The organism is Tsuneonella flava (genome assembly GCF_002870965.1).
GTDB lineage: Bacteria > Pseudomonadota > Alphaproteobacteria > Sphingomonadales > Sphingomonadaceae > Tsuneonella > Tsuneonella flava.
The window spans coordinates 152,344-164,543 of the sequence record NZ_PHSO01000003.1 but is presented as its reverse complement, the minus strand read 5'-3'; the positions used below and the strand labels follow the sequence as shown (position 1 = coordinate 164,543).

The 12,200-nt window shown below is 62.9% G+C and carries 10 protein-coding genes; 7 read left to right on the top strand and 3 right to left on the bottom strand.

Annotated elements, in window-relative coordinates; translation table 11 throughout:
- Positions 1-3 precede the first annotated feature (3 nt).
- Positions 4-1,443 (top strand): mechanosensitive ion channel family protein, encoded by a 1,440-nt coding sequence (locus CV013_RS03380; RefSeq protein ID WP_223805151.1) that lies wholly within the window; start codon positions 4-6, stop codon positions 1,441-1,443.
- 21 nt (positions 1,444-1,464) lie between these two features.
- Here CV013_RS03380 and ppa read toward each other — a convergent pair whose 3' ends face one another.
- From ppa to CV013_RS03365, 3 genes are all read right to left on the bottom strand, one after another.
- A complete protein-coding gene (gene ppa / locus CV013_RS03375; protein WP_102153854.1) occupies positions 1,465-2,004 on the bottom strand; it encodes an inorganic diphosphatase in 540 nt (179 codons plus the stop codon).
- A 99-nt stretch (positions 2,005-2,103) separates the two neighbouring features.
- Positions 2,104-2,769: a DUF1345 domain-containing protein gene (locus CV013_RS03370; RefSeq protein WP_102153853.1), complete on the bottom strand. Its 666-nt coding sequence runs from the start codon at positions 2,767-2,769 to the stop codon at positions 2,104-2,106.
- A gap of 16 nt (positions 2,770-2,785) precedes the next feature.
- Positions 2,786-4,747, bottom strand: a complete 1,962-nt coding sequence (locus tag CV013_RS03365; RefSeq protein ID WP_102153852.1) for a M61 family metallopeptidase — start codon at positions 4,745-4,747, stop codon at positions 2,786-2,788.
- 117 nt (positions 4,748-4,864) lie between these two features.
- Between CV013_RS03365 and hisS the strand changes: the two genes are divergently transcribed.
- From hisS to metK, 6 genes are all read left to right on the top strand, one after another.
- Positions 4,865-6,091: a histidine--tRNA ligase gene (gene hisS / locus CV013_RS03360; protein ID WP_102153851.1), complete on the top strand. Its 1,227-nt coding sequence runs from the start codon at positions 4,865-4,867 to the stop codon at positions 6,089-6,091.
- Between the two features lie 321 nt (positions 6,092-6,412).
- Positions 6,413-7,483: a peptide chain release factor 1 gene (prfA, locus tag CV013_RS03355; RefSeq protein ID WP_102153850.1), complete on the top strand. Its 1,071-nt coding sequence runs from the start codon at positions 6,413-6,415 to the stop codon at positions 7,481-7,483.
- On the top strand, positions 7,480-8,322 hold the full coding sequence (gene prmC / locus CV013_RS03350) for a peptide chain release factor N(5)-glutamine methyltransferase (RefSeq protein WP_102153849.1): 843 nt from the start codon (positions 7,480-7,482) through the stop codon (positions 8,320-8,322). The genes prfA and prmC overlap by 4 nt, the downstream gene beginning before the upstream one ends.
- A gap of 167 nt (positions 8,323-8,489) precedes the next feature.
- Positions 8,490-9,287, top strand: coding sequence for a DUF4167 domain-containing protein (locus tag CV013_RS03345; RefSeq protein WP_102153911.1), 798 nt, complete (start codon positions 8,490-8,492; stop codon positions 9,285-9,287).
- 19 nt (positions 9,288-9,306) lie between these two features.
- A complete protein-coding gene (gene lnt, locus CV013_RS03340) occupies positions 9,307-10,929 on the top strand; it encodes an apolipoprotein N-acyltransferase (RefSeq protein ID WP_321196962.1) in 1,623 nt (540 codons plus the stop codon).
- A gap of 55 nt (positions 10,930-10,984) precedes the next feature.
- Positions 10,985-12,199, top strand: coding sequence for a methionine adenosyltransferase (gene metK / locus CV013_RS03335; protein WP_102153848.1), 1,215 nt, complete (start codon positions 10,985-10,987; stop codon positions 12,197-12,199).
- Position 12,200 lies beyond the last annotated feature (1 nt).

Genomic DNA, 12,200 nt, shown 5'->3' with positions numbered 1-12,200 from the left:
CTGGTGCCGCAATTGCGCCTCTACGTTGTGCTGGCAGGCCTGTTCCTGGCTCTGTCATCGACATCGTTGCTGGCAGCCTCTCCACTGAGTGCTGCGTTGCCTGCACCGGATGTGGCATCGCCTGCCGACGCACCTTCGGTCGCACCGACTCCCGCTGCACCTGCCACGGGCGCGATTGCCGATACGCAGGATGCCGGGGCGGATGCCCGCATCGTCCGCCGGATCGAGGGGATTTTCGGAGAACTGCCTGCGTTCCGCGATGTCCGCGCGCAAGTGAGCGAAGGGGTCGTGACGCTGTCGGGCACTGTCCCGCAAGATGCCGATATCGCGCGGGCAGAGGCGATTGCGGGCCGGATATCGGGCGTTGTTACTGTCGAAAACCACATAGAGCGCGATCTGTCGGTCAGCGGATCGAATGCCGTCGGCACATTGGCCGACCGGACGCAGAGCTTTGTGCGGATGATCCCGCTGGCGGGCGTGGCGCTGGCGATCTGGGCGCTGATCGCGCTGATCGGCTATCTTATCGCGGGCATCGGAGCATTGTGGCACCGGGTCGCGCCCAATTCCTTTCTCGCTGAACTGATCGCCAGTGCGATTCGCTTCGTATTCGTAATCGGCGGGCTGGTGGTCGCGCTCGATGTGCTGGGGGCGACGGCGCTGCTCAGCGCGGTGCTGGGCGGGGCCGGGGTGATCGGCATTGCGCTGGGTTTCGCTATGCGCGACACGATAGAGAACTACGTCGCGTCGCTAATGCTCAGCCTGCGACAGCCGTTCCGGGCGAACGATCATGTGGTGATCGACAGTTATGAAGGGCGGGTCATCCGTCTGACCAGTCGTGCAACTGTGCTGATGACGCTGGATGGCAATCACTTGCGGATTCCCAATTCTACCGTGTTCAAGGCGGTAATCGTCAATTTTACCCGCAACCCTGCGCGGCGGTTCGATTTTCTGCTGGGGATCGATGCCGACGACGATCCCGATGCCGCGCGGGCGCTGGGTCGCGAAACGATGGCCGCGCTGCCATTCGTACTGGCCGAACCACCGCCCGAAGCGCGCACCGAAGAAGTGGGCGATTCGAATATCGTGATCTGTTTCCTTGGCTGGATCGATCAGCGCGAAACCGATTGGTCCAAGGCGCGCAGCCGGGCAATTGCCGCTGTGAAGGGCGCGCTGGAACAGGGCGGGTTTGCCTTGCCCGAACCGATCTACCGCTTGCGGTTCGACGAACGGACGCCGCCGTTGCCGGTACAACAGATCGAAGCGGGGAGCGCGCAACCGGCGCCGGGTAAGGGAAAGCCCGTCGCGCCATCCGTCACCGCGAGTGCGGCGCACGAGGATGTGCGACCGAGCGACGAAGTGGCCGACATGGTCAGCCGCGAACGCAGCGAACCCGATCAGGGGCAGGAAAAGGACCTGCTCGATTCGAGCAGGCCCGTGGAATAACCGCTCCGGCGAGGAAGGGGCTTAGCCCTTCTTCGCGTCGTTATAGCGTTCGATGGCTTCCTGCACGATGTTGCGCGCTTCCGCCGCATCGCCCCACTGGCCGATACGCACCCACTTTTCCGCTTCCAGATCTTTGTAGTGGGTGAAGAAGTGTTCGATCTGCTTGAAGATGATCGACGGCAGATCCTTGGTTTCGGCCACGTCCGAGTAATAGGGGAACGTCGTGTCGATCGGCACGCAGATCAGCTTCTCATCGCCGCCGTGCTCGTCTTCCAGATTGAGTACGCCGATGGGCCGGGCACGCACGACGCAGCCGGGGATGAACGGGCTGCGCGCGATCACCAGTGCATCGAGCGGATCGCCATCGGGCGACAGCGTATGTGGCACGAAACCGTAGTTCGCCGGATAGCGCATCGGTGTGTGCAGAATACGGTCGACGAACAGCGCGCCGCTGTCCTTGTCGAATTCGTATTTCACCGGTTCGCCGCCGGTCGGCACTTCGATGATAACGTTGAGGCTTTCGGGCGGATTGTCCCCGGTGGGAATCTTGTCGATCTGCATAGTGCCGCTGCCTCTAGGGCGCAGAGTGCTGCATCGCAACAAGGATTCGCTACTGTTCTACCAAGGTCGCATCGCGCACGGTCGGAGCGGTGATGGCGATCAGGCCAGCCCGCCCAAAGTATTAATGACGAACGCCAGAATGCCGAGGTTGAAGACGAATGCGATCAGGCATTGCCCCAGCGCCACCTGCCGCACCGCGCGATTGGTGATCGCGACATCGGATGTCTGGAATGTCATCCCCAGCGTCGCAGAAAAATAGAGGAAATCGGCATAGTCCGGCTCTTTCGTGCCGGGAAAGTCCAGCCCGCCGCGGTCGCTGTTCCTCTCTGCGCTTTCCCCATAGAACAGGTGAGCATAGTGCACTGCGAACACTGTGTTGGCGAACAGCCATGCCAGTGTCAGTGTCGCCAGCAGGCGCACGATGGCCACACCGTCGCCTGTGGCCGCTTCGTGCAGTTCGCCCGATACCGCTGCGAGCACGACCAGCACGCTGAGGCAAGCGAGTACGAGCACCCACACCCGGTTGGCATCGTTGGCGCGTGCGTGGCGGCGTATCCTGTCCGCCCCGTGAGAGCGGAGCAGGGGCGCCATCGATACGAGATAGAGCGCGGCGGCAATATCGAACCCGGTGGTCAGCGCATCGGCCACCCGGCCACCGCCCAGCAGCAGCCAGCCTGCCGCCACGAACACAGAAATCGCCACGAACGCCACAAAGCGTGGCGGCGCGATCCGGTTACCGATGCCGGTTCGCGCCGCTCGCGTCACAGCGCGTGCGCCACAATCATTTGCCGGTGCGCGGGGCGAGCAGGTTGTCGAGCCCTTGCTCGCCCGGCTTGGCAGGGGTCAGCCACGGATACCGCAGCCCGCCGTGGTAATCGACTGGCACGGTGGTCACGTTCTCACCGCGCTTCACCAGCAACTGGATCGGCTCCTTACCCTTAGCTGCTGCCTTGATCGCATTGCGCATCGCATCGGCGCTGTATGCGATGCTGTTGACCGCCAGAATCCGTGCCCCATCGACGATCCCGGCTTTGAATGTCGGCCCGTCCCATAAAGTGGACGTGACATCGCCATCCTTGTCCAGCGTCAGGCCCAGCGAATAGGTAAGGTCGAGCGACTTGCTCGATGCCATCCGCCCTTTCTCGTAAGAATTCGGCTTGTCGCGGAACACCAGCTTGTATCCGGCCATTTCGATGCCTTTGATCGGGGCGGGCTGGCCGGGGGTGAGCATGCGCGTGGTGAGGAACTGTGCCCAGTCATAGGGATAGACTGCGTTGAGATCGGCCACCACATCGTCGAACGTATAAGTCGACACACCCCAGTCGCCGTCGTTCTGGCCGAAGAAACGGCGGGCGAAATCGTCCAGCCCTTTCTTCCCCCTGGTCCCGGCGCGGATGATCTGGTCGGCTTCCAGCCACACCAGCGCGCCTTCGGTGTAATAATCCTCGTTGCGGTTCAACGAGGGGTAGGGGAGCGGGCGACGGCTGTTGATGATCGGATCGTTGGTGGTGTCGGCCACCGAACGCCATTCGCGGCCCGGCTGCCCTTCGGAATAAAACGCCGCGGCACGGGCAAACTGGCCCAGCACGGTTTCCTTGGTCTGCACGCCTGAACGCGCGGCCAGCACCCAGCCCCAGAACTGAGTCTGCCCTTCGTACACCCACAGCAGCGAATTCTGCATCGGTGTGCGGAAATCGGGGGTCCACAGGTCCGCCGGGCGGCGATATTTGCCGTTCCACGAATGGACCAGCTCGTGCGCGACGACGTTGTGATCCCAGTCCATATCGTCCCAGTCGGTGAACGCAGTGGGTTCATACTGGTTTTCGCTCGACCGGTGATGTTCCAGCCCGATGCCGCCCATCCGGTCGGTCAGGGCCAGCAGAGTGGTGTAATGATCGAAATGGCGCGCGCCGAACAGGTAATCGGCCTGCGTGAACATGTTTTTGAACGATTGCAGGTTTTGCGGCGCGAGTTCGAGATACTTGGGATCGTCGGCCACGACATCGAGCCGGGCATCTTTGCCCACTTCCCAGCTTTTGGCGTATTTCCCGGCGAAGATCGGGGAATCGACCAGCGTTTCATAATCCACGGTGCCCCAGTGCACGGTATCGCCGCTGCGGGTCTTGCCATCGAGCGCGGTGTAAACCGTCCACCCGGCGGGCACTGTCACTGTGGGATTGAAAGCGATGCGGCGGATATAATGCCCGGCGGGATAGAGGCTCATCATATCCCATTGCAGGTTGAACATTTCCTGCGTCATCGAAATCCGCCCCTCTTTGCTTTCCAGCGGAGAGGTGTGAACGAATTTCGCTGTGACCGCTTTCGTCCCGGCGGGCAGCGAGAGGCGGAAGGCATAGACATCGAGTGGATCGCGCATCCATGTCAGCGGCTTGCCATCGGCAAAGAAGCGCACATCGGCCAGCAGGTTGATCGGCCCGCGCGCGGCATGTTTGCCGGGGATGAATTTGGGGAACAGCAGCGTCAGTTCGCTGGTGCCCGGCGCGACGGGGATGGTTTCAGTCACTTTATACAGGCCGCGCACGGTATCGCTGGCATCGATGTTCAGATCGATCGTGCCGCCGGGCCAGGGGGTGTCGGCGGGCAACGGAGTGGCATCGTTCAGCGCCGCCTGCATCGGGCGCGAGCGGTTCTCGTCTGCTGAAGTCGGGGGGGCTGCGATGGCGTCGGCAATGGGGAGCGACAGGGCGAGAGCTGCAAGCGGCAGTGCGAACCGGTTTTTCATGGCACGGGTTAATGCGCGAAGCGGCAGATGGTTTCAAGCCAGCGATGAGCGCCCGATGCGCCCTTTCGGTTCAACACCGTCTTTCCGCCGCGCGCCGAACACGCTAACGCGCGCGGCATGAGCGGAAAGACACCCCAACCCATTCGCGGCACGCAGGATATTTTCGGTGCCGATGCGGAAAGCTTCGCCTTCGTGGTCGAGACGTTCGAACGCGTGCGGCGGCTCTATCGGTTTCGCCGGGTGGAAATGCCGGTGTTCGAGAAGACAGAGGTGTTCGCCCGCTCGCTGGGCGAAACGACCGATGTCGTATCGAAAGAGATGTATTCGTTCGATGATCGCGGCGGCGAATCGCTGACGCTGCGCCCCGAATTTACCGCCGGGATTGCCCGCGCCTATCTCACCGACGGGTGGAAGCAATATGCTCCGCTCAAGGTCGCGACCCACGGCCCGCTGTTCCGCTACGAACGCCCGCAGAAGGGGCGTTATCGCCAGTTCCACCAGCTCGACGCCGAAGTGATCGGCGCGGCCGAGCCGCAGGCGGACGTGGAACTGCTGACAATGGCGGATCAGTTGCTGAAAGAGCTGGGCATTGCCGATGGCGTGACGCTGCAACTCAATACGCTGGGCGATGGTGACAGCCGCGAGGCATGGCGCGCGGCGCTGATCGAGTACTTTTCCGCACACAGGGCGGAGCTGAGCGAGGATTCGCAGGATCGGCTCGAACGCAACCCGCTACGTATCCTCGACAGCAAGGATTCGCGCGACAAGGCATTCGTGGCCGATGCGCCGCGGATCGACGATTACCTCTCTGCCGAGGCGCAGGATTTCTTCGCTGCCGTCACCGGCGGGCTGGATGCGGCGGGCGTGGCGTGGAGCCGCAATCCCGCGCTGGTGCGCGGGCTGGATTATTATCGCCACACAGCGTTCGAATTCGTGACAGATCGGCTGGGCGCGCAAGGCACCGTGCTGGGCGGCGGGCGATACGACGGACTGATGGAATCGCTCGGCGGTCCGGCGACCCCGGCAGTCGGCTGGGCAGCGGGGATCGAACGGCTGGCGATGCTGGTGGGGGATCGCGAGATTGCCGGGCCGGATGTGAGCCTTGCGGTAGAAGACAACGCGCTGATCGCGAAGGGCATTGCGGCGACTGCTGCACTGCGCGCCGCGGGTTTCTCGGTCGAAGTGTTCGACAGCGGATCGCCGCGCAAACGCTATGACAAAGCGGCGAAAGTGCAGGCCAGGGCGCTTGTCAGCTTGAATACGGGCGGGTTCAATATTCGCTCTGCGCCGGATACCCCGGATGTCGACCGGATCAATCAGGTGTTGAGCCAGTTCGGCTCATGAAGCGGGTGCATAACACCTCCCGTCACCCCGGCCAACGAGCCGGGGTCCAGCTTGCCTGCAGGCACTGCGCCGGGAAAACAGCGGGGCCCCGGATCGGGTCCGGGGTGACGGCGGTGCTGGTGAGTTGTGTTGCGGCAGTGGCTGCTTTGTTGGAGCAGTGCCCTGCCCGTTCCCCCGCAGGGTGCTGGCCCGCAGCGACGGCCGCGTCTTAGTTAGGCCGCCTGCCATATCGTCGCCCCGGACTTGATCCGGGGCCCCGCTTTTCTTCTCGCGCCGGGTGTTTAAAACACGCGTGAGTTTTGCAACCACAGAGCAGCCCCTTTGACCATTCCCGCCGAACGTCTCGATCAGATCGCCCATCGCTTCGCTGAACTCGAAGCGCGGATGGCGTCGGGCACATTGGAAGGCGATGCCTTCGTCCAGGCCAGTCGTGACTATGCGGAGCTGGAGCCGGTCGCCCGCGCGGCGGAGCAGGCGCGGACGATGCGCGCCGAACTGGCAGAGCTGGAATCGCTCGACGACAGCGACCCGGAGATGAAGGTGCTGGCGGAAGAGGAAATCGCCCGCCTGCGCGAAGAACTCCCGGTGGTCGAACGCGCGCTGGCGGTGGCGATGCTGCCGCGCGATTCGGCCGATGCGCGCCCGGCGATGCTGGAAATCCGCGCCGGGACTGGCGGCGATGAAGCCGCGCTGTTCGCTGCCGATCTGTTCCGCATGTACGAACGCTATGCCGCCGAGCAGGGCTGGCGGGTCGAGACGATCAGCGTGAATGCCAGCGATATCGGCGGGTTCAAGGAAGTGGTCGCTAACGTCACCGGCACCGGGGTGTTCGCCAAGCTCAAGTTTGAAAGCGGGGTCCACCGGGTGCAGCGCGTGCCTGTGACCGAAAGCGGAGGGCGCATCCACACCAGCGCGGCGACCGTGGCGGTGCTGCCCGAACCGAGCGAAGTCGACGTGTCGATCGAGGACAAGGATCTCAAGATCGACATCTACCGCTCCAGCGGCGCGGGTGGGCAGCACGTCAATACCACCGACTCGGCGGTGCGGATCACCCACGTTCCCACGGGCATCGTCGTCGCCATGCAGGATGAACGCAGCCAGCATCGCAACCGCGACAAGGCGATGCAGGTGCTGCGCGCCCGCCTGTATGAAAAGCGGCGGGAAGAAGTGCATGGAGCAGAGGCCGAGGCGCGCAAGGCAATGGTTGGCAGCGGCGACCGGTCCGAACGCATCCGTACTTACAATTTCCCGCAAGGCCGCGTGACCGATCACCGCATCGGCCTGACGTTGCACAAGCTGGACGATGTGCTGGCCGGGCCGGGTCTGGCCGAACTGATCGACGCGCTGATCGCGGAAGACGAAGCCAAACGCCTCGCCGCGCTGGGCGAATGACCGCTACCGTCGGCAACGCGCTGCGCGATGCCACTGCGCGGCTTGGCGAAGAATGGGCGCGGATCGATGCCGAACTGCTGATGGCCCACGCGCTGGGCCTGACCCGCTCTGCGATGCTGATCGGGGCGATGCGCGATCCGGTGCCCGCCGGTTTCGCGCCTCTGCTGGAAAGGCGGCTGGCGGGCGAGCCGGTGGCTTACATTCTCGGTACGGCGGAATTCTATGGCCGCCCATTTTCGGTCAGCCCCGATGTCCTGATCCCGCGCGCCGATAGCGAAAGCGTTGTCGCCGCTGCGCTGGAGGCGAAACCCGATGCGCGCCGGGTGCTCGATTGCGGAACCGGCTCCGGCGCGTTGCTGCTGACGCTGCTGGCCGAACTGCCCGCCGCGCACGGGATCGGCATCGATCGATCCGAAGCGGCATTGCGAATCGCAACGGCCAATGCGGCGGGGCTGAATCTGGCGGATCGTGCCCGGTTCGAACTGGCAGACTGGACGGTCGATGGCTGGGCAAACGGGCTTGGCCGGTTCGATTTGGTGATCGCGAACCCCCCCTATGTCAGTTTGGGGGCGTTACCGGGTGAGTTTGATGCGTTACTAGATGAAAACGTGCAAATGTACGAACCGGCAGGGGCTTTGTTCGCCGGGCCGGAGGGGTTGGATGATTACCGTATCCTCGTGCCACAATTGAAGAATTTGCTCGAACCGAGCGGTGTTGCCGTGCTCGAAATCGGGGCCACACAAGCAGGTGAAGTAACTGTCATGTCGCATGAAGCGGGCTTCGCTGTTACCCTGCGTCACGACCTTGCCGGGCGGCCCCGTGGACTGATTTTGACTTAGGGCTTGGCAAATGGCCGCCGTGGCACTAGGTCTTATGCAAGGCCTTCGGTCGGCGGCATGGTCTGCACCCGAAATCGCCTTAAAGCTCCAACATTTGCATACCGGCCGGGCACTGCGCCCGTGCAGAGGTGCAGGTGGGGCACCGCGATCCCGATGGTGGGCGCGGCATGGGGTCATACGATCGAAACCCGGCTGATGGATCGTCCGGGCAGGTCTACGATAAGGAAGAATTTTCCTTGAACAATAACAACCGTAACAACAACAACCGTCGTCGCGGGCGCGGTAATCGTCAGCAAAGCGGCGGTGGTAACAGCCAGAACCGGATCGATAGCCGGGCACGTGGTAACGCCCCGCAATTGCTCGACAAATATAAAAAGCTGGCGCAGGACGCGCAACATAATGGCGATCGGGTGCAGGCTGAATATTACCTGCAATTTGCCGACCATTACTTCCGCGTGATCGCCGATAACAAGGCGCGGCAGGAAGAAGCCCGCAATCGCAATCGCGACGAACGCGATAGTGAAGATAGCGATAGCGACGATGATCGCGACTCGAACCGCGATAGCGAACGCGACGACAGCCGGGACAATCGCGATAGCGCGCCGCGTGGCCGGAATGCGGGACGTCAGCGGACCCGCCGCAATGATCGCGACGGCGACAGCCGCGATAGCGACGATAACGATAACGAGTTCGAACCGGCGGATAATCCGTTCACGCGCGGCACTCGGGAAAGCAAGCAGGAGAAAGCGCCTGCTGCCCGTCGCGGACGCAAGCGTCGCGAAGAAACCGATGGCGATAGCGATGGCGGCGTTTCCAACGATGGCGGAATCGATTCCAGTGCGCTGCCCCCGGCAATCGCGCAAGCCGACGAAGCGGAAAAGCCAGCGCGCAAGCCCGCCGTTCGCCGCCGCCGTAAAGTGGCCGACGAAGCGGAGAGCGACGACGGCCTGAAGGCAGTCGGCTGACGGACATCGGGAGGGCGCCGTGCAGGATCGCGTCGCCCTTTCGCAAGGGCGTGTTTCGGGCGGGATAGCCCCTTTTGGCCACTGGCTGGCGGCGCATCCGCGCATTGTCGTGATGGCCGCCGGGCTGGTCGCTGCGCTGGGTTTTCCGCCCCTCAATCTCTGGCCGCTCGCGCTGTTGGGCATGGCGGGCTTCGCTGTGCTGGTGGCGCAAGCGCCGGACTGGCGGCGCGCCATGTTGATTGGCTGGCTCTTCGGTGTCGCACACTATACGTTTGCGAATAACTGGATCGCGACTGCATTCACCTATCAGGCGGCGATGTCGCCTGCGATGGGCTGGGCGGCGGTGCCGCTGCTGTCGCTGTATCTGGCGGTGTATCCGGCACTTGCTGCCGGTGCGGCGCGCGCGATTGGCGGGCAGCGCCCTTTGCCGGTGGCGTTTGCACTGGCCGGGTGCTGGATCGTGGCGGAGTGGCTGAAAAGCTGGGTCTTCACCGGATATGCCTGGGATCCGTTCGGTCTCGTTTTCCTCGGTGGGTTCGACCGGCCGGGGATCGCCGCGCTGCTGCCCTGGCTGGGTACATATGGCCTGTCGGGACTGGCGGTGTTGGTCGCCGGAGGGATCGGCTGGTTGCTGATTGCACGGGCATGGTGGCGGGCCGTGGCGGTCTTTGTACTCCTCGCAGTGGGGATGTATCTGCCCGGTCCGGCGGCGAACCCCGGTACGTTGGAATATACGCTGGTACAGCCCGACTTCACGCAGGAAGAACTGAACGATCCGCGCCAGTACGAAGCGCAGTTTCAAGAGCTTGAGCAGCTTACCATGCCCCGGCAAGACAAAGGACGGCGGCTGGTGCTGTGGCCTGAATCCGGCCTGCCCGACTATCTGCGGGACGGGTATCCGCAGCGATATTATGACGCGACGACTGCTGGGGCCGATCCCGCATTCGCCCGTGCGCGGATCGGACGGGCGATCGGACCGGGCAGCCTCCTGATGACCGGAGCTGTCGATCTGGAGATCGATAAACCGGGTGCGCCCGATGCCCGCGCTGTCGGTGCCTATAATGTCGTCACCGCGTTGAATGCAAAGGGCCAGTTCGCGGGCTCCTATGCCAAAGCACACCTTGTCCCTTACGGCGAATATCTGGCGTTGCCCTGGCTGCTCGAACCGTTGGGCTTCCGGCGGCTGGTTGCCGGATCGATTGACTTCAACCCCGGCCCCGGCCCGCGGACGCTTGATCTGGGTGCATGGGGTCAGGCCGGGATACAGATCTGTTACGAAATCACTTTCAGCGGGGAAGTGGTCGATCCCGCCCATCGCCCCGATTATATCTTTACCCCATCCAACGATGGCTGGTTCGGTGCGTTTGGCCCGCCGCAGCACTTCGCTCAGGCGCGGATGCGCGCGATTGAGGAAGGTCTGCCCGTTCTGCGTGCGACCACTACCGGAATCAGCGGGGTAATCGACGCGCACGGTGTGGTCCGTAACACGATGCCCGCACACCGGCCCGGACGCATCGACGGGCTTGTCCCACAAGCGCTTGCGCCAACGCTGTTTGCACGACTGGGCAATCTGTTGCCGCTTGGCTGGGCGGTGCTGCTGCTGGCCGCGTCATTGCTTGCAACCCGGCGTCGCGCCCGCTAGTGCTGCGCGGGTTATTTGCAGACATAAAGCTGTCTTTATATCAGGACTGAATTCGATGCGCGCTGATTACCTGTTCACTTCGGAAAGCGTTTCCGAAGGGCACCCCGACAAAGTTTCCGACCAGATTTCGGACGCTATCGTCGATCTGTTTCTGTCGAAAGACGATCAGGCCCGCGTCGCTTGCGAAACGCTGACGACGACACAGCGCGTGGTTCTTGCCGGGGAAATCCGCTGCAAGGGCGTGTTCGAAAATGGCGCGTGGGTCGATGGTGCGCTGGAAGAGATTGAGCGCACCGTTCGCAATGTCGTGAAGGAAATCGGTTACGAACAATCGGGCTTCCATTGGGAAACGTTCGAATTCGAGAACTATCTCCACGCGCAGAGCGATCATATCGCGCAAGGTGTTGATGCCAGCGGCAACAAGGATGAAGGCGCGGGCGATCAGGGGATCATGTTCGGCTTCGCATGCGACGAAACGCCCGACCTGATGCCTGCTACGCTCGATTACAGTCACAAGATTCTGCAGCGGCTTGCGGCCGATCGCAAGAGCGGCGCGGCACCGTTCCTCGAACCCGATAGCAAGAGCCAGGTCACGCTGAAGTACGAAAACGGCAAGCCGGTGGCCTGCACCGCGGTTGTCGTCAGCACGCAGCACGCGCCCGGCTATCACGAGGGTGAGAAAGAAGCCGAACTTAAGGCTTACGTGAAGAAAGTGGTCGGAGAAATCCTGCCCGAAGGGTTCCTGTCAGACGCAACGCGGTGGCACATAAACCCTACTGGCAAGTTCGAGATCGGTGGGCCGGACGGCGATGCCGGGCTGACCGGGCGCAAGATCATTGTCGATACATATGGTGGCGCTGCCCCGCATGGCGGTGGCGCGTTTTCGGGCAAAGATCCCACTAAGGTCGATCGTTCGGCTGCCTATGTCACCCGCTATCTGGCGAAAAACATCGTTGCCGCTGGTCTGGCGAAACGCTGCACGATCCAGGTCGCCTACGCGATTGGCGTGTCGGAACCGCTGTCGCTCTATGTCGATACGCATGGCACCGGCACCGTTGCTGACGAGAAGCTGGAAGAAGCGATCCGGCAGGTGGCCGCGCGCAAGCTGGGCGGTCTGACCCCGCGTGGCATTCGTGAAGGGTTGCACCTGAACAAGCCGATCTATCGCCAGAGTGCGGCCTATGGCCACTTCGGCCGGATTGCGGCAGGTGATGCATTCCCGTGGGAGAAAACCGATCTGGCGGCCGACTTGCGCGAAGCAGTCGCCTGAT

Coding starts and splice junctions, on each gene's coding strand:
- ppa (WP_102153854.1), bottom strand. CDS start 2,004: ATGCAGATCGACAAGATTCCCACCGGGGACAATCCGCCCGAAAGCCTC.
- CV013_RS03365 (WP_102153852.1), bottom strand. CDS start 4,747: ATGAAAAACCGGTTCGCACTGCCGCTTGCAGCTCTCGCCCTGTCGCTC.
- hisS (WP_102153851.1), top strand. CDS start 4,865: ATGAGCGGAAAGACACCCCAACCCATTCGCGGCACGCAGGATATTTTC.
- prmC (WP_102153849.1), top strand. CDS start 7,480: ATGACCGCTACCGTCGGCAACGCGCTGCGCGATGCCACTGCGCGGCTT.
- CV013_RS03345 (WP_102153911.1), top strand. CDS start 8,490: ATGGGGTCATACGATCGAAACCCGGCTGATGGATCGTCCGGGCAGGTC.
- metK (WP_102153848.1), top strand. CDS start 10,985: ATGCGCGCTGATTACCTGTTCACTTCGGAAAGCGTTTCCGAAGGGCAC.